General features: G+C 64.3%; 16 protein-coding genes, 2 tRNA genes and 1 pseudogene. 5 read left to right on the top strand and 14 right to left on the bottom strand.

Features of this window, described 5'->3' with window-relative positions; all coding sequences use genetic code 11:
- Positions 1 to 27: 27 nt before the first annotated feature.
- The 5 genes from CXY73_RS07435 to serS form a co-directional block, all read right to left on the bottom strand.
- Positions 28 to 116 (bottom strand) — tRNA-Ser (locus tag CXY73_RS07435).
- Positions 117 to 219: 103 nt separating this feature from the next.
- Positions 220 to 1,518: an LCP family protein gene (locus CXY73_RS07440; RefSeq protein WP_104177333.1), complete on the bottom strand. Its 1,299-nt coding sequence runs from the start codon at positions 1,516 to 1,518 to the stop codon at positions 220 to 222.
- 87 nt (positions 1,519 to 1,605) lie between these two features.
- Positions 1,606 to 1,690: transfer RNA gene (locus CXY73_RS07445), tRNA-Ser, on the bottom strand.
- A gap of 122 nt (positions 1,691 to 1,812) precedes the next feature.
- On the bottom strand, positions 1,813 to 2,619 hold the full coding sequence (locus CXY73_RS07450) for an HAD family hydrolase (protein ID WP_104136933.1): 807 nt from the start codon (positions 2,617 to 2,619) through the stop codon (positions 1,813 to 1,815).
- A gap of 5 nt (positions 2,620 to 2,624) precedes the next feature.
- Positions 2,625 to 3,905 (bottom strand): serine--tRNA ligase, encoded by a 1,281-nt coding sequence (serS, locus tag CXY73_RS07455; protein WP_104136727.1) that lies wholly within the window; start codon positions 3,903 to 3,905, stop codon positions 2,625 to 2,627.
- Positions 3,906 to 3,968: 63 nt separating this feature from the next.
- Between serS and CXY73_RS07460 the strand changes: the two genes are divergently transcribed.
- On the top strand, positions 3,969 to 4,952 hold the full coding sequence (locus tag CXY73_RS07460; protein ID WP_104177334.1) for a diacylglycerol kinase family protein: 984 nt from the start codon (positions 3,969 to 3,971) through the stop codon (positions 4,950 to 4,952).
- Positions 4,953 to 4,984: 32 nt separating this feature from the next.
- Here the strand turns inward: CXY73_RS07460 and CXY73_RS07465 are convergent, their stop codons facing one another.
- Positions 4,985 to 5,476, bottom strand: coding sequence for a hypothetical protein (locus tag CXY73_RS07465; protein ID WP_104136733.1), 492 nt, complete (start codon positions 5,474 to 5,476; stop codon positions 4,985 to 4,987).
- Positions 5,473 to 6,429, bottom strand: coding sequence for a prephenate dehydratase (gene pheA, locus CXY73_RS07470; RefSeq protein WP_104177335.1), 957 nt, complete (start codon positions 6,427 to 6,429; stop codon positions 5,473 to 5,475). Before pheA ends, CXY73_RS07465 begins: the two co-directional genes overlap by 4 nt.
- A gap of 35 nt (positions 6,430 to 6,464) precedes the next feature.
- Between pheA and pgm the strand changes: the two genes are divergently transcribed.
- Entirely contained in the window at positions 6,465 to 8,081 is a 1,617-nt protein-coding gene (gene pgm, locus CXY73_RS07475; protein WP_104177336.1) for a phosphoglucomutase (alpha-D-glucose-1,6-bisphosphate-dependent), read from the top strand.
- 163 nt (positions 8,082 to 8,244) lie between these two features.
- Here pgm and CXY73_RS07480 read toward each other — a convergent pair whose 3' ends face one another.
- The 4 genes and pseudogenes from CXY73_RS07480 to CXY73_RS07490 all read right to left on the bottom strand — a co-directional run bounded on the left by CXY73_RS07480 (position 8,245) and on the right by CXY73_RS07490 (position 11,134).
- Complete coding sequence (locus CXY73_RS07480; RefSeq protein ID WP_158253107.1) at positions 8,245 to 8,958, bottom strand: amidase domain-containing protein; 714 nt, start codon at positions 8,956 to 8,958, stop codon at positions 8,245 to 8,247.
- A gap of 49 nt (positions 8,959 to 9,007) precedes the next feature.
- Positions 9,008 to 9,145, bottom strand: a complete 138-nt coding sequence (locus CXY73_RS21920; protein WP_158253108.1) for a hypothetical protein — start codon at positions 9,143 to 9,145, stop codon at positions 9,008 to 9,010.
- 71 nt (positions 9,146 to 9,216) lie between these two features.
- A pseudogene (locus CXY73_RS07485) lies at positions 9,217 to 10,140 on the bottom strand (LLM class F420-dependent oxidoreductase).
- A 106-nt stretch (positions 10,141 to 10,246) separates the two neighbouring features.
- A complete protein-coding gene (locus tag CXY73_RS07490) occupies positions 10,247 to 11,134 on the bottom strand; it encodes a site-specific DNA-methyltransferase (protein ID WP_104136745.1) in 888 nt (295 codons plus the stop codon).
- A gap of 49 nt (positions 11,135 to 11,183) precedes the next feature.
- Here CXY73_RS07490 and CXY73_RS07495 point away from each other — a divergent pair, with 49 nt between their 5' ends.
- Positions 11,184 to 11,522, top strand: a complete 339-nt coding sequence (locus CXY73_RS07495; RefSeq protein ID WP_104136748.1) for a GNAT family N-acetyltransferase — start codon at positions 11,184 to 11,186, stop codon at positions 11,520 to 11,522.
- Positions 11,523 to 11,614: 92 nt separating this feature from the next.
- Here the strand turns inward: CXY73_RS07495 and CXY73_RS07500 are convergent, their stop codons facing one another.
- Positions 11,615 to 12,667: a biotin/lipoate A/B protein ligase family protein gene (locus CXY73_RS07500; protein WP_104177337.1), complete on the bottom strand. Its 1,053-nt coding sequence runs from the start codon at positions 12,665 to 12,667 to the stop codon at positions 11,615 to 11,617.
- A 9-nt stretch (positions 12,668 to 12,676) separates the two neighbouring features.
- On the bottom strand, positions 12,677 to 13,519 hold the full coding sequence (locus tag CXY73_RS07505; protein ID WP_104136753.1) for an alpha/beta fold hydrolase: 843 nt from the start codon (positions 13,517 to 13,519) through the stop codon (positions 12,677 to 12,679).
- A 90-nt stretch (positions 13,520 to 13,609) separates the two neighbouring features.
- Between CXY73_RS07505 and CXY73_RS07510 the strand changes: the two genes are divergently transcribed.
- A complete protein-coding gene (locus CXY73_RS07510; RefSeq protein WP_104136936.1) occupies positions 13,610 to 14,083 on the top strand; it encodes a MarR family winged helix-turn-helix transcriptional regulator in 474 nt (157 codons plus the stop codon).
- A complete protein-coding gene (locus CXY73_RS07515) occupies positions 14,080 to 15,507 on the top strand; it encodes an MFS transporter (protein WP_199184318.1) in 1,428 nt (475 codons plus the stop codon). The genes CXY73_RS07510 and CXY73_RS07515 overlap by 4 nt, the downstream gene beginning before the upstream one ends.
- A gap of 146 nt (positions 15,508 to 15,653) precedes the next feature.
- Here CXY73_RS07515 and CXY73_RS07520 read toward each other — a convergent pair whose 3' ends face one another.
- Positions 15,654 to 17,120 (bottom strand): peptide MFS transporter, encoded by a 1,467-nt coding sequence (locus CXY73_RS07520; protein ID WP_104177338.1) that lies wholly within the window; start codon positions 17,118 to 17,120, stop codon positions 15,654 to 15,656.
- Positions 17,121 to 17,311 lie beyond the last annotated feature (191 nt).

Here is a 17,311-nt window from a genome sequence, read left to right on the forward strand (position 1 = left end):
CGCCGGAATTACGTGAATTCCTCTCTGCGGAGACGGAGGGATTTGAACCCTCGGTACCCTTGCGGGTACTCCACCTTAGCAGGGTGGTGCACTAAGCCGAACTATGCGACGTCTCCTTGGTACCTGCTTGCGCAAACACACTCGTTCATCTTAGCCGTAACGCGGGCATCCGCTTTGACCATGAAAATCACGGCCCGTAAAACGGATGCCCGCGCCCGGCTACTGGTTCTCGAGCGTACGTCCCCTGGTGCAGGTATAGTCACCAGCCGTTTGACCGGTCACCGACTCCGAGAGCACGACGCCCGTGTCTTCGGTGGCGACGGGAGCCTCGGTCGCAGTCGGATCAGCTGTTGCGGCAGGATCGGTCGTTGCCGAGGGAACTGCGGTCGCGACCGGGTCCGGCTCAACGGGAGCGTTCGGATTGGCCTCGGTGCCGCGTCCGGTGGTTCCGCTCAGGGTTAGCGGCTGATCGGCGGCAACCGCCTCGAACAGGTTGTCGAAGGCTGGCTGCACGGCTTTCACCCCGCCGGTCGTGCTGCCGGTGGGCACCTGCGCGAAGACCACCTGATCCAAATCGATGTCCTTCAGTGCGATGGCGATCGACGCGAGTGTCGTCACACTGCTCAGGCTGTCGGAGAGGCGCATGTTAGCTGTGACCGCCTTCGCCAAGGCATACACCTTGGTCGGGTCTGCGAGCGTGTCAGCACTCTTGATTGTGCGCACGAGCGAAGACATGAACAACTGCTGGTTGTTGATGCGGGTCAGGTCGCCACCATCGCCGAGGCCGTGGCGGGTGCGCAGAAACTGTAGAGCTTCGTAGCCCTCGAGTGTGTGCTCGCCCGGGTCGAGAAAGGTGCCGGTGTACTCGTCTTCGATGCGGGTGGCCACGCAGACCGGAACGCCGCCGACGGCGGAGGACATGGCCATGACGCCGCTGAACTGCACCTCGGCCGCAAAAGGAATGGACAGCCCGGTGAGCTTCTCTACGGTCAGCACGGTGCAGGCGAGGCCGCCATAAGTGAGCGTGGTGTTGATCTTCAGGCTATTCATTGCACTGTACGACCCGCTGCCGTCTTCCTTTGGGCAGGAGGGGATGGCGACGAACATGTCGCGGGGAAAGCTGATGACCGAGGCGTTGCTGTGGTCTTCGGAGATGTGCAGCAGCATGGTCACATCATTGAGGTCCCCGGTGGAATCCTCCGGGCCGAACCTGGCCTCCTGGCCGACGCGACTGTCGCTGCCGACGACGAGCATGTTCACGCCGCCGTCGATGGCGCCGATCGACGGAACCGGGCCGTTGCTCTCATTAGCCAAGTGCACGCTCGGCGGCGCGCTCGCGACAACGTCGTAGGTGGCGATGGCGGCCACGGAAAATCCACTGACCAGAACGACGGCCACGCTGCCCGCAATGAATTTCGCAACGGCAACCGCAGCGTTCGACTTCTTGAGCCGACCATGACGGGCAACAGTCTTGAGATTCTTGGAACCGGCACTGCGGGGGCGAAGTTGGTCGCTCACTCATGTCCTCTCGTCGGGTTGTCGGCCTGGTCAGCCTGAGGCATGCGCCCTGTCTTGCACTTGTACTGTTTTCACTTGCACTGTTTGCGGAGGGCGTGGGATTCGAACCCACGAGACATTTCTGCCCACCAGTTTTCAAGACTGGCTCCATCGGCCGCTCGGACAGCCCTCCCGGTTTGCCCATTCCCAGCACGAAAATGCCCTGCCGGGAAGAATTGGGCGAACTGGCCCGATTCTAGCCGATGGCAGACTGCTCAGGCTGACAGAGATGCCTGATAAACGGCTGGATGCCCGTCAGAGTGTGCGCAACACAGTGGCAAGGCCGTCGCTGGTCACGTTTCCGGTAATCTCCGACCCGGCGGCGAGAACGTCATCGGGCGATTCGCCCATGGCCACGCCGCGACCGAATTCGGCGGCCCATTGCAGCATGTCAATGTCGTTGCGCCCGTCGCCGACGGCCATGACGCGTTCACGCGGAACACCGACGGCCACGCGCACCCGCTCCATCGCCGTCGACTTGTTGACGCCGTCGGGAGCGATGTCGAGCCAGGCGGTCCACCCGATCGCATAGCTCACCCGGTTCAGCCCCATGCGCTCGACCACCTGGAGAAAATCCTCCATGTCGTGGTCGGGCGAAATGACGACCACGCGGGTCGCCTGGTGCTTCAGCAGCTCGTCAAAGTCGACCCGTTCACTGTCCATACCGATGGTGGCATCGGGAATCGGTTCGGTGTAGCGGTAAAAGCCATGCTCGTCTTCGACGGCGAACCGGGCCGAGCCAAGGTGCGCCCGAATGGAGGTGAGCACATCGCTCGGGTCGAAGGTTTCAACCCATTCACGGCGGTAACCGAGCGGTGCCGTGTCGTCGCGGTGCATGGTGATGGCACCGTTGGAGCAGACCACGTAGCGCGGCGAGATTCCGAGCCGGCCGAGCACCGGCAGGGCAGCGGCGGCCGAGCGCCCGGTGGCGAGCATGACCTCGTGGCCGGCCGCGGCGAGCCGGGCGACCTCGTCAATCACGGACTGGCTGATCGAGCCGTCCTCGTGCATCGTGGTGCCGTCAATGTCGAGGGCGACGAGCCACGGCTCTTCGCTGACCATCGACGTCACTTCGCGCCCTTCACGGCAAGCGGCGTGAGCACCTCGAGGCCGCCGAGGTACGGCCGCAGCGCCTCTGGGACCAGCACCGAGCCATCCGCTTGCTGGTGGGTTTCGAGCATCGCGACGAGCCAGCGCGTGGTCGCAAGCGTGCCGTTGAGGGTCGCGACCGGCGCGGTCTTGCCCGATTCGGTGCGATAACGGATGTCCAGCCGGCGTGCCTGGTAGGTGGTGCAGTTGCTCGTGCTGGTGAGCTCGCGGAAAGCATTCTGGGTGGGCACCCAGGCCTCGATGTCGAACTTGCGGGCGGCGCTTGAGCCGAGGTCGCCGGCGGCGACATCGATCACCCGGTAGCTCAGGCCGAGAGACTGCAGCATGCCTTCCTGCAGGGCGACGAGGCGATCGTGCTCGGCCTCGGCGTTTTCAGGCAGTACATAGGTGAACATTTCGAGCTTGTTGAACTGGTGCACCCGAATGATTCCGCGGGTGTCTTTGCCTCCCGAACCGGCCTCGCGACGGTAGCAGGTGCTCCAGCCGGCGTAGCGTAGCGGCTCCTCGGAGAGGTCGAGGATCTCGTCCTTGTGGTACCCGGCGAGCGCGACCTCGCTCGTGCCGGTGAGGTACAGGTCGTCGGCGGGCAGGTAGTAGACCTCATCGTTGTGTTCACCGAGGAAGCCGGTGCCGTCCATGATCTCAGGGCGCACGAGCGTGGGGGTGATGAGCGGTACGAAGCCGGCGTCGAGCGCCCGGTCGAGCGCCATGTTCATGAGTGCGATCTCGAGGCGTGCGCCGATGCCCTTGAGAAAATAGAACCGGGTACCAGAGACCTTGGCGCCGCGAGCCATGTCGATGGCGCCGAGCAGCTCGCCGAGCTCGAGGTGGTCGCGCGGCTCGAAGTCGAAGACTGGGGCTTCGCCGTGGGTGCGCAGGGTCACGAAGTTGGCCTCGTCACCGGCTGGGACACCGTCGATGATGGGGTTGGCGATGGTCTTGACGATCTTGCTGAAGCGTTCCTCGGCCTCAGCTGCTACGGCGCCAGCGGCCTTCACTTCTGCAGCGAGACCGCGCGCCTCGGCGACGAGGGTCTTCTTCTGCTCGGGCGGGGCCTGGGCTACCGTCTTGCCGAACAGGTTCTGCCTCGCGCGCAGATCTTCAAACGCAGTGATGGATGCGCGGCGCTGCGCGTCGGCGGTGAGCGCGACATCCACCGCTTCAACGGAGTCGCCACGGGCCTCCTGCGAACGCTTGAAGAGGTCAGGGTTTTCGCGTAACAGCACCGGATCAATCACCCGGTCAGTCTACAAGTGCACACGGACGGGTAAACGCGGAGTCAACCCAGTAGCCTAGGCCTCGTGACCGCCTCCGAACGCCTCGATCAGCACGCCGCCGTCGTCTATAATCCAGCGAAAGTTGACCTCGCCAAACTGCGAGCGAGCGTGGCCGCGGCCGCGCAGTCCGCTGGCTGGGGTGAAACACAGTGGTTCGAAACGAGCAAGGACAACGTCGGCCAGGCGGCCACCAAACAGGCGCTCGGCGCTGGCGCTTCGATGGTGCTCTCGGCCGGCGGCGATGGCACGGTTCGCGCGGTAGCCGAGGCGCTGCGTGACTCCGGCGTGCGCATGGCGATCGTGCCGTCGGGCACCGGCAACCTGCTCGCGCGCAACCTCGATCTGCCCCTCGGCAGCGTCGACGCTGCCACCGTGATCGCATTCGGCGGCGCGGACAAGTCCATCGACCTCGGCGTCGCCAGCGTCACCACCGAGGCCGGCGCGGTCGAAGAACACGTTTTTCTGGTCATGGCCGGGCTCGGACTCGACGCGCAGATGATCGCCCACACCCGGGACGACCTCAAGAAGCAAGTGGGCTGGCTCGCCTACGTTGACGGGGTGGCGCGGGCGCTGCCGAAGGCGCGGCCATTTCGCATCCGCTACAGCGTTGCTGGGCGCACCGCCCGCCCGGCGCAGGTGAGCGCCATTCTCGTCGCCAACTGCGGGCTGCTGCCGGGCAACCTGCAGTTTCTGCCCGATGCGCGCCTCGACGACGGCATTCTCGACATTGCCGTGCTGCAGCCCAAGGGCATGCTCGGCTGGCTGACCATCTGGCGACGGGTGACCTGGGAGAACGGCGTGCTGCGTCGCTCGGCGGTGGGGCGACGCATGATTGCGGCTACGGAGTCATCGAATGAGCGCGTGATGACGACCCTGCGCGGGCCCGATATTCGCATCGCTCTTGAGCACCCCCAGGATTTCGAGCTCGACGGCGACGAGTTCGGGCTGGTGCAGAAGGTGCGGCTACACGCCGATGCTGGCGCGCTGATCGTGCGCGTGCCGGCCTGAGTGAGATGGCCTGAGTGAGATGGCTGAGCTAGCTATAGGCGCGACGATCGGGAACGCCACCGCAGGGCGTGGACGAACAGCAGGCCCACAACGGTGAGTAGACCGGTGGAGATCATTGCGGGCGCGAGAGCGTAGATCAACTGCTGCATCACCATCTCGATGGGTACCTCCGCACTCGAGGATCCCGCGAAGCCCGAGCTGAAATAGGTGGCAGTAATCGTGCGCACCTGCAGGATCATCCCGCCGATGATGAGGGCTGGCCCAAGAATCCACAAGGCGATGATGAACGGATTACGCGGCTCGTATTGGTCGAGAGGCTCGTCGTCGTCAGCTGTACCGTCTGCAGGCACGGGAAGCGCGCCCGAGTCGCGCCCGTCTGTACCAACGGATGCTGCTGGCTGGTTGGGAGAGGTAGGCGCGAACAGTTCGGTCATCTTTGAGCTACCGGAATCCGCCGAGTCACCGGGCTCATAGCCACGCTGATACCGGGCATCGTGATTCGGGTCAAAGCGCGGGTCGGTCATTGGGTGGGCTCCCCCGCGATCAGCCCACGCAACCAGTCGCGGGCCTCGATGAAGATGCCGTCGTCGTAGCGGGAGGTGAATTCGATCGGCCGCTTGTCAGCGCGCGGATACGACCCGAGAAAGATCACCTTGGGGCTGAACCGGCGCAGGCCGAGCAGGGCGTCGGCGACCCGCTCGTCAAGGATGTGCCCCTCGGCGTCGACGACGAAGCGGTACCGTCCAAGGGAATCACCGATCGGCCGGGACTGGATGAGACTGAGGTTCACGCCGCGGGTGGCGAACTGCTCGAGCATGTCGAGCAGGGCACCGGAGCGATCGCTCGGCAGCTCGATGATGAGACTGGTCTTGTCGGCGCCGGTCGGCGCGGTGAGTTCGGCGGTGCGGCCGACCAGCACGAACCGGGTGACAGCGTTGGGGTTGTCCCCGATATTCGAGGCGAGAACGACGAGGTCGTGGTGCTTGTCGATTCCGGGCGGGGCGATCGCGGCATCCGCTTGATCGGTGTCCAAGAGGGCGGAGGCAGCGGCGACGTTGCTCGATGCGGGGATGTGGCCGTGGCTCGGCAGGGTCTGTTCGAGCCAGATACGGCACTGCCCATAGGCGACCGGATGCGCGTTGATGACGCGCACGTCGTCCAACGTTGTGCCGGGGCGAGCGACCAGTACGAAGTTCACCGGCACCAAGTATTCGCCGATGATGCGCAGGTTCGGCACGCTCGCGAGGGCATCCTGCGTGGCCGTGACTCCGCCGTCGACCGAGTTCTCAATGGCGATCATTGCCGCCACGCTACGGCCGCTCGTGACATCGGCGAACGCCTCACCCACATTGTTGACCGGACGCCAGATCTGGCCGCGGGCGCCGGGTACCTGGGCGAGCGCCGCTTCGGTAAAGGTGCCGGCCGGGCCGAGATAGCTGTAAGTCTGGGTGTGGGACGGATTCGGCGAGTCGGGCATGGCTGACAGCCTACTGGGGATGCCAGACTGTGCTCATGAGCGAACGCGCGGGCACCCCAGCCCTGGAATCTGATTTGATCGACGTTGATGGGCTGGTCAAGGCCTATTACGACCTGAAACCGGATGTCGCGGTGCCGGCCCAGCAGGTCGTCTTCGGCACCTCCGGACATCGCGGCAGTTCGCTGAACACCGCGTTCAACGAGGATCACATCAGCGCCACGACGCAGGCGATCGTGGAGTATCGCGCCGGTCAGGGCATCACCGGCCCGCTGTTCATTGGTACCGACCCGCACGCCCTGAGCGGCCCGGCCTACACGACCGCCCTGGAGGTGCTCGTCGCCAACGGCGTGCGCGTGATCGTGGACGAGTTCGACGACTACGTGCCCACTCCCTCCCTGTCGCACGCAATTTTGGCCTACAACAGCGGCGAGCACGGCGACCTGGCCGACGGCATCGTCGTCACCCCGAGCCACAACCCACCGATGGACGGCGGTTTCAAGTACAACCCGCCACACGGCGGTCCGGCCGACAGCGATGCCACCTCGTGGATCGCCAACCGGGCAAACGAGCTCATCGCTCATGGTCTGGATGGCGTACTGATGAGCGAACCCAGCGCCCTGGAAACCTATGACTTTCGCGGCAACTACGTGAACGACCTCGAGAACATCATCGACATGCGGGCGATCCGCACCAGCGGAATCCGCATCGGGGCCGACCCGCTCGGCGGCGCGAGCGTGGGCTACTGGGGTGCCATCCGTGACCGCTATGAGATCGACTTGGTCGTGGTCAACCCGAAAGTCGATCCGACCTGGCGCTTCATGACCCTGGATTGGGACGAGAAGATTCGCATGGATCCGTCGAGTGCGTCGGTGATGGCATCCGTTGTCGCGCACAAAGACGAGTACGACATTCTGACCGGCAACGACGCCGATGCCGACCGGCACGGCATCGTCACGCCCGACGGCGGCCTGATGAACCCGAACCACTTTCTGGCCGTCGCCATCGATTACCTGTACAGCCACCGCGAAGGCTGGAAGCCCGACGCCGCGGTCGGCAAAACCCTCGTCTCGTCGACGATGATCGACCGGGTCACCGGCTTTCTCGGCCGCGACCTGTGGGAGGTTCCGGTCGGCTTCAAGTGGTTCGTGCCCGGTCTCATCGACGGTTCCGTCGCTTTCGGCGGTGAAGAGAGCGCCGGAGCGAGTTTCGTGCGCTTCGACGGCACCGTCTGGACCACCGACAAAGACGGCATTCTGCTCGCCCTACTCGCCTCCGAGATTCTCGCGGTGACCGGCAAGACCCCGAGCGAGCGCTACGCGGAACTGACCGAGCACTTCGGCGCGCCTTCTTATGCGAGAGTGGATGCTGCGGCCACGCCCGCGCAGAAAGCCGCCCTGGCCAAGCTTGACGGCTCGATGATCACGGCCACCGAGCTAGCCGGCGAGAAGATCACCGGCGCGTTCAGTGTTGCTCCCGGCAACGGCGCTGCCATCGGCGGAGTGAAGGTCACCACCGAGAACGCCTGGTTTGCGGCCCGGCCGAGTGGTACCGAAGACGTCTACAAGATCTACGCCGAGTCTTTTCTCGGCGACGAGCACCTGCGCCAAGTTCAGCTTGAGGCCAAAGTTATCGTCGACACGGCGATCGCTTAACCCATGCTTTCGGTGCAGCGGTAACGCTTCGCCCGAAGCAGAATGGTTGGGTTTTCGAGATTTCTTCCGCTGACCGGAATCACTGACAAGCTCGATCCAAGGGCCTTTCCAAAGAGACCGCCGTCGGAACCGACGCTCACGATTTCAAAAGGTGTGGGAGCCGTCAAGGGACGCTCCAGTAGTACGCCGTGCCGCCCGGGTGGTCCTCCGTGATCGCCGTGTCGACCGAGCGGTAATCGGAATTTAGGGTGTGCCCGGCAAACGAAATTGAGATGGCGTCCCCCGTACGCTCGACCTTCGAAACGATGCCGGTGTGATCGCGGTCGCCGGTGTTGTCCCAGTCGAACTGCACGATGTCGCCGACCTTGACCTGGTCGCGCTGCTGATCGGTGAGGGCCGTGGCCTTGCCTGTGGCGGCAATATACTTCATGAAGGCCGTCGAGCTGCGCCAGGCGGCGGATGCGTCGTAGGCGTTACCGTTCTTCGGGCTCGACCAAACATCGTCCATGGTCCAGCCGCGGGCGATCATGGCCTGGCTGGCGAAGTTGACGCAATCGTTGATGCCGAGCACGCCCCAGTCGGCGGAGTTGTAGTCTTTCTCGTCCCAGTGCGCGAGCACGTAGTCCAGCTGCGCCGATACTTCGGCGCTGAGTGCCGGCCCCGATTCGACCTCAACCGCATCGACCGGGTCTGTGGGGGTGGCGCGGTCCGTTGCGGCGGGGGTGGCGGCATCCGTTGCTGGCGCCGTTGTATGCGCGGTAGTCGAGGGCGCGTCGGGACCTTCGATGGCCTGCACGACGAGCGCGGTCGCACCGACCGCGAGCACGGCTCCAACGGCTGCCGTCAGGCCGAGTCGTTGCCACCGGGTCAACTGCACAGGATACTCACTTCGTTCGAGGGCGCTTCGGTTTTTTTGGGGGGCGGGGTTAGACGCTGAAGGCAGCGCTGAGATAGAGCGCGACCGCCGCGAGGGCGACGAGGACCCCAACAATGAGAACGCCGATCAGGAACCGACGCCGGGTACGCCGCTGGTCGGCGTCCGTGGGTTCGTTGTTCTGCAACATGATTCGAGCTTAGCGTCGGGGGCTTTCAGAGTCCTGAATGCCGCCCGCCGACTCGCGGCACTCGTTACGGATCAGCGAAGCTGTGGCACGACCTCGGCGGCGAACCAGTCGAGGTGCTCAAGGTCGTACAGGTCCATGATCTGCAGGTAGACGCACTCGACGCCGGAATCGGCGAGGGTACCGAGCCGGTCGACGATCTCGGATGCGGTGCCGGCCAGGCCGTGCTCTCGCAGTTCGGCCGGCTCGCGACCCACGGCGGCGGCCCGGCGGGCGAACTCTGCCTCGTTTGAGCCACCGACGGCGATCAGCGCCACCGAATAGCTCAGCTCTGCTGGATCGCGGCCGATGGCATCGCAGGCCGCGCGCACGCCGTCATATTTGGCTCTGATCTGGTCGAATTCGGGGAACGGCAGGTTGAACTCGGTCGCGAACCGGGCAGCGAGGGCCGGGGTGCGTTTCGCGCCGCCGCCCCCGACGATCACCGGAACCCGCACCTGTGTGGGCTTGGGCAGGGCGGGCGAATCGACCAGGGTGTAGTGCTCGCCCGCGAAGTCGTATCGGGCTCCGACCGGCGTGTTCCACAGGCCGGTGATCACCGCGAGCTGCTCTTCGAGCATGCCAAACCGCTTGGCCGGAAAGGGAATACCGTAGGCGAGATGCTCCCGCTCGAACCAGCCGGTGCCGAGTCCGAGCTCCACTCGTCCGCCCGACATCTGGTCGACCTGCGCGACCTGAATGGCCAGAATGCCCGGCGGCCGGTAGGTCACCGAGGAGACCAGGGTTCCCAAACGGATGCGTTTCGTCTCGCGCGCCAACCCGGCGAGGGTGGTCTAGGCATCCGTCGGGCCGGGCAGGCCATCGCCGTCGCCCATAACCTGGTAGTGGTCGCTGCGAAAGAAGGCGTCGAAGCCGAGTCGCTCGGTGGCCTGCGCGACGGCCAGAACGTCGTCGTAGGTGGCGCCCTGCTGGGGCTCGGTGAAAATGCGAAATCTCAAAGGTCTTCCTTACATCACGGGGCGGGTCGCGACACATGGTTGAGAAGCTGGCACGGGTTTGAACCCGTGCCGGTTTCTCAAACGAGTGCCACGAGGGTGGTTCGAGTCAAGCGTCAGGGTTTAGAAATTCAACGCCCGGCACCAGCTCGAACCGTGCCCGCATCACGGCAAGCGCCTCGGGGTTCTGGTCGACCAGCACGAAGCGGCGGCCGAGGGCGGCCGCGACGGCACCGGTGGTGCCGCTGCCGGCGAAGAAATCGAGCACCCAGTCGCCCTCACGGCTGGACGCCTGGATGATGCGCCGTAGAATTCCGACCGGTTTCTGGGTGGGGTAGCCGGTTTTTTCCTTGCCGGTGGGCGAGACGATCGTGTGCCACCAGACATCCGTCGGCAGTTTGCCCTTGGCCACTTTTTCGGGCGTGACCAGGCCGGGCGCCATGTACGGCTCGCGGTCGACGGTCGTGGAGTCGAAGTAATACCGGGCCGGATTCTTCACATAGACCAGAATCGTGTCGTGTTTGGTGGGCCACTTATTCTTGGACTTGGCGCCGTAATCGTAGGCCCAGATGAGCTCGTTGAGAAAGCATTCCCGGCCGAACAGGGCATCGAGCAGTACCTTGGCGTAGTGCGCTTCGCGGTAGTCGAGGTGCAGGTAGAGCGTACCGTCGTCGGCCAGTAGCCGCCATGCCTCGATCAGACGCGGCTCCAGAAAAGCCCAATAGTCCTCGAACTTGTCATCGTAACCGAGCAGGTCGCCCTTGATGCGCTCGTAACGCTGGCCTTTGAACCCGGTGATCGTTCCGGTCGCATGGGATCCGTCGGTGGCGACCGAACGCACCGAGGTGGTGGTCTGACGTTTCTGTGACCGACCAGTGTTGAACGGCGGATCGAGATAGATCAGGGTGAAGGCGCCGCCCGGCAGGCTAGGCAACACCTCAAGGTTGTTGGCGTGGATGACACGGCTCGGGCTGGTCGGCGTCCATGCATTTGGCATTTGTCTATTCTTTCAGCCTCCGTGCCGTCTATCGGCATAGTCTGTGGGGATGACTGCTGAATCGACGACCATTCACTCGCAGGATCTTCCGGGAGTAGGTCTGCTCCGGGTGCGCCACAGCCCGGAACAGAACCGATACACGGTTTGGCTCGACGACGACAGCGTCGGCCTGGCCGACTACGTCACCACAAAATCCGCGGTGCATTTCACGCACACCGAGGTCGACGCGACCCGGCGCGCCCACGGTTTGGCGAGCATCCTGGTCGAGCAGGCGCTCGACGACGTGCGCGTGCGCACCGACTTGGCCGTGGTAGCCGACTGCTCCTATGTTGCGCACTGGATCGACACCCACGCGGAATACCAAGACCTGTTGACACGAGGCCGGTAGGTGCTTTTCGACGCGCGCATGCGTGCGCGAGCGGATGCTGGCGGCCGCGCCGCGGGCATCCGCTCGCCGGGGCTGGGGTAACCGCCCGCCCGTCAGGGAACCCGGGTTAGCCATTCCTCCGTGCTGAACTTATTTGCGACGAGCTCGGTGGCCTTGGCATATTCCTCGGCGGTGACGTCACCCTCGGTGGCGCCGTAGAGGCCGGTGAAAGTCTGCTTCATGCGGTCGATGATCGCAGCGCGGCTCAGGCCGGTCTGGCTGCGCAGAGGGTCGACGCGTTTGGCAGCGCTCGTGATGCCCTTGTCGCTGAGCTTTTCGCGGCCGATGCGCAGCACCTGGACCATTTTTTCGCCGTCCATGTCGTAGCTCATGGTGACGTGGTGCAGTACGGCGCCGCTGCCGAGCCGTTTCTGAGCGGCCCCGCCGATCTTGCCGGTCGGGCTCGTGATGTCGTTGAGAGGCTGGTAGTGCGCGTCGATGCCGAGCGATTTGAGCGCGGTGATGACCCACTCGTCGAGAAATGCGTAGGAGTCGGCGAAGCTCATACCCTGCACGAGGTCGGTCGGCGCATAGATCGAATAGGTGATGACCGAGCCTGCCTCCATGAACATGGCACCGCCACCGCTGATGCGCCGCACCACGGTGAAGCCGTACTTCGCAGCGTTCTCGGGGTCGACCTCGTTCTTGAGCGACTGAAAACTGCCGATGACGACGGCCGGTTCGTTCCACTCCCAGATGCGCAGAGTGGGTTGGCGGCGTCCCTCGCCAACCTCGATCGCGAGCACCTCGTCGAGGGCCATTTGTAGCACGGGGGCGACCGGCGTCTGCGAGTGGATGACCTGCCAGTCGTAGTCGCGCCAGGTGCTCGCCTGGGCGAGCGACCGACGAATGGCAACCGCAACAGCCTCCGGCGAGAAGCCGAGCAGAATCGCTCCGGCCGGCAGCGCGCCACGCACGGCGTCCGCGATCGCGGCGGATGTGCTGCGGGCAGGCACGCCGTTCACCGCCGCGTTGATGTCTTCAAGGGCATCGTCGGGCTCGAGAAAGAAATCCCCAGCCAGACGAAAATTAACGATGACATCGTCGACGACATCGAGATCAACGACGACCAGTTTGCCGCCCGGAACCTTATATTCACCATGCACGGTTCCAGCCTACGGCTTGAATCGTTCGTCGAGCCAGGCGACGAGGTCACCGATGACCTCGTCCCGGTTGGTCTCGTTGAAAACCTCGTGTCGTGCACCCGGGTACACGATCAATTGCACGTCGCGCAGCCCTGAGCGCTTAATGTATGCGTTCACCAGTTTGAGCGCACTGCGTTCGCCCCCGACGGTGTCGTCACCGCCGACCAACACGAGCAGGGGTAGCTCAGATGGCAGATCACGGGCCGGGCGCCCGAACATGCGTGCGGCCTCGCGCACGCCGAACAGCTTCGCGAGCGGTGTCGCAGTGGTCAGCGGGTCGGCCACGAAGGCTGCGGCGACCGCTGGGTCCCGGCTGAGCCATTCGACGCCGGTAGATCCGAGCGTTTTATGTTTGCGGTTGAGGTCGCCGCCGTCGAGGTAGCCGGGCCAGCGGTAGGCGCTGCCCGAGAGCACGATCGCGTCATACTCAGCAGCGTGCGCGTTCACAATCATTTGCACCATGAATGATCCCCAGCTGTGTCCGAGCAGCACGAGGGGGAGGTTTTCATGCTGCGAACGGATGATTCCGCTCAGTTGATGCACGCCGGCCACCGCCGCGCGTAGCCCGCCAACGCCGAGCCGGCCGAGCAACGCGCGGTCGCCGCCGTGCTGGTCGAGTCCGGTCTGGCCGTGTCCGAGGTGGTCGTCGGCATAGACGGCATAACCGGCCTGGTTGAGGTCGGCGGCGAGCGCCGCATAGCGCTGGGCGTGTTCGCCGACGCCGTGGGCGATCTGAATGACGGCCTTGGGGGCGTCGACCGGCCAGACGTAGTAGGTGAAAACCAGGCCAGAGGCATCCGTATATGTAGGCACGAGGCCAGTCTGCCGTGTTTGGCGCCGGTGGCCTGAAAAAATGTACTTAGCAAGGCTAATTTGCTATGCTAAGGATATATGGAATCCCGCATGCACCCGAAGACCGCCGCCCTCAGCACTATCAAGGCCCAGCCGTCCGCGGCACACAACACCGCCGAAATCAGCCACGAGTTTCGCCTGGCGAACGGCCGCCTCGCCCGTCGGCTGCGCCAGGAGAAAGCTGAGAACGAACTCGGCAGCGGCCAGTTCTCTGCGCTCGGCGTGCTCTACGTTCACGGCCCGCTCACACTGACTGAACTCAGCGAGTTCGAGCGGGTGACCCCGCCGTCGATGACTCGCACGGTGAAATGCCTGGTCGATGCCGGTCTCGTCACCCGCACCGATTCAACCCTCGACGGGCGCAAAATTGTACTCAGCACAACGGATGCCGGTGCCGAGATGATGACCGAAACCCGCAAGCGTCGAGACGCCTGGCTGGTGCAGCGCATTGCCCAGCTCAGCTCCGAACAGCACCGCGTGCTCGCCGATGCAACTCTGATCATGAAGGAGCTGGCCGACAGTTGAGTGCCATGTTTCGCTCGCTGAGCGTCGTCAATTATCGCATCTGGTTCGCTGGGGCTCTGGTGTCGAACATCGGTACCTGGATGCAGCGCACCGCCCAGGACTGGATCGTGCTGACCCAGCTCACCGACTACGACGCTACAGCCGTGGGCTTCACCATGGCTCTGCAACTCGGCCCGCAGTTGCTGCTCATGCCTTGGTCCGGCCTCATCGCCGATCGGTTCAACCGGCGCAAGCTACTCATTCTCACCCAGACCCTGATGGGACTGCTTGCCCTCGGCCTGGGCATTTTGACCGTGCTTGAGGTCGCCCAGCTCTGGCATGTCTACCTGTTCGCTTTCGGTCTCGGCGTCGTCGCCGCCATCGACGCGCCGGCCCGTCAAGCCTTCGTCTCTGAGCTCGTCGCCGAAGACCAACTCTCGAACGCTGTCGCGCTCAACTCGGCATCGTTCCACGGCGCACGGCTGATCGGTCCCGCCGCGGCCGGCCTGCTCACGGTCGCCGTCGGCGCCGGCTGGGTCTTCATGATCAACGCGGTCACCTTCGCCGCGACCGTCTTCGCCATGACGCTGCTGCGCACCCACCAGCTGCGTCGCCAGCCGAAGATCTCCCGCGAAAGCGGTCAGCTTCTGGCCGGTTTTCGCTATGTGCGCGGCAGGAGCGACATCATCGTCGTCATGATTGCGGTCTTTCTCATCGGCACCTTCGGCCTCAACTTTGCCATCTTCACCTCGACCATGGCGACGATTGAGTTCGGACAGGGGGCAGCGGAGTTCGGTCTGCTCAGCTCGATCATGGCCATTGGTGCCGTCATCGGCGCACTACTCGCCGCCCGGCGCAGCCGCGCACGGATGCGTCTCGTCGTGCTGGGTGCTGCCATGTTCGGTCTGGCCTGCGGGCTGTCGGCCATCATGCCGACATATGCCACTTTCGCCATTTCTCTCACCCTCGTCGGCCTGTCGTCGCTGACGCTCATGACCACCGCGAACGCCTACGTACAGACAACCACCCGACCCGAGATGCGCGGCCGCGTGATGGCGCTCTACATGGCAATCTTCGTCGGCGGCACTCCTCTCGGCGCCCCGCTCGTCGGCTGGGTAGCCGATGCCTTCGGCCCCCGTTGGGCCCTCGGCCTCGCCGCGGTCTCGGGCCTGTTGGCCGCACTGGTCGTGCTGTTTTGGATGGTGCGGTATCGCCGACTGCGGGTGCAGGTGCATCCGTTCACCGCGCCGAGGGTGCGCGTGCTGCACGCTGGCGACGGGCGCGAGGTGCCGCCGGTGCGGCCGAGTCGTCGCGGCGGAACCGCCGTGCTGGAGCGGTCGAACTCAGACGACGAGCCCGATCTGGGCCGAGAGCGCGCCGCCGAGCACAATCGCGAGACCGCCACGCGGGAGATCGCAATCATCGAGGCGACGGTTCCGCGCTAGCCCTGTGAGTTCCGGGCCCGGGCCCGGAACTCAATTTCAGACGGTAGCCGCACGCGTCAGTGCCGGATCGAGATTTCGCTTGACGCAGTGATCGCGCCAGCTATTTTATCGAGGGCACCGACTGGGCACTCACCGCTCCGGAGGGCTTAGCGCACCCCGCCCATCAGGCGCAGCACCGGACGCGCGATCAGGGCGAGCATAAGCCCCAGCACGATAGCGATGCCGCCGAGAACACCGAAATAGAGTCGCTCCGGCGCCGTCGCGTACCAGGTGGCGAGCACCCCCGACACGGCGGATCCGAGCGCGACCGAAAGAAAGAACAGCGCCACCATCTGAGTCTTGAAGACCTCCGGTGCGAGCTTGGTAGCAACGGAGAGCCCGACCGGTGAGAGCAGCAGCTCCGCAACCGTGAAGATCAGCAGGATTCCGATCATCGCCAGGAGTGGCGTCGAATTCGCGGCACCGCCGGCGAACGGCAGGAACAGCAGGAAGGCACCGCCCATCACCGCGGTTCCCACCGCGAACTTGATCGGCGTGGAAGGCTGCCTCGAGCCCCACTTGGTCCACAGGGCGGCAAAGATGCCGGAGAGCACGATGATGAACACGGGGTTGATGGACTGCACCCAGGACACCGGCATCTCCCAGCCGAACAGCTCACGGTTGAGTCGCTCGTCCGAGTAGATCGTGACGACCGTGAATTGCTGCTGGTACAGAGACCAGAACGCGGCGCTGGCAATAAAAAGCGGGATGAAGGCATAGACCCGTTTGCGCTCTACGGTCGTGATATGGCGGTTCGAAAGAATCACCACGAAGTAGGCGACCGTTGCGACGATCGTCAGCGCGATCACGATAGTGACCAAATTGCTCGCGGTAATCACTCCGGTGAGCACGAGCACGACGATGACGCCGAGCGCCAGAATCGCAAGGACGATGTATCGGGACCAACGTGAACGCGGCAGGGGATCGGGAACCCGCCGGGCGGCATCCGGTAGTCGCTTGCGGCCGAGAGAATACTGGATGAGGCCGATTGCCATGCCAACGGCAGCGAGGCCGAACCCGAGGTGGAAACCGACGGTCGTCTGCAACAGTCCGGTGAGGATCGGTCCGGCGAACGCACCGAGGTTGATGCCGAGGTAGAACAGTGAGAATCCCGCGTCTCGCCGCGGGTCATCCGACGCATAGAGCGTGCCAACAACGGACGTCGCGTTCGCCTTGAGTCCACCGCTGCCGACTGCCACCAGGATAAGGCCGGCGGCCAGCCCACCGACTCCGGGCACGCTGGCCAGGGCGATGTGGCCAAGCATGATGACGATGGCACTGTAGAACAGCACCCGCTCCGAGCCGAGGAGACGATCGGCGATCCAAGCGCCGAGGATCGTCGAGAGGTAGACCCCACCACCGTACGCGCCGACGATGCCGGCCGCCGTAGCCTGTGCAATTCCGAGACCGCCGTCGGCCGCCGAAAAGTACAGGTACAACAGTAAAATGCCCTGCATGCCGTAGAAGGAGAAACGTTCCCACATCTCGACGCCGAAGATGTTGGCAAGCGAACGCGGTTGTCCAAAGAAAGCTCGATCATCGTGGACAGCAGCGTGATCAACGTCTTTGCTCATGCGCCAATATTATCAATCGCCCCCGGAGAGAACATCGTCCGGCTTCAGCCGGAGCAGAAAGCACTTCCTCGGAATCCCTGAGACGGGCACGGGATGACCCAGGCGACCTCGCCGCCTTACACACCGCCCCTCGGCTGTTGAGCAGAGCATTTCTCCGGTCGTGCTCGCAGCATCGGTGTCGGTCTAGGCTT

Origin of the sequence: Cryobacterium sp. Y50 (assembly GCF_002929805.1) — a bacterium.
Classification (GTDB): Bacteria; Actinomycetota; Actinomycetes; order Actinomycetales; family Microbacteriaceae; genus Cryobacterium.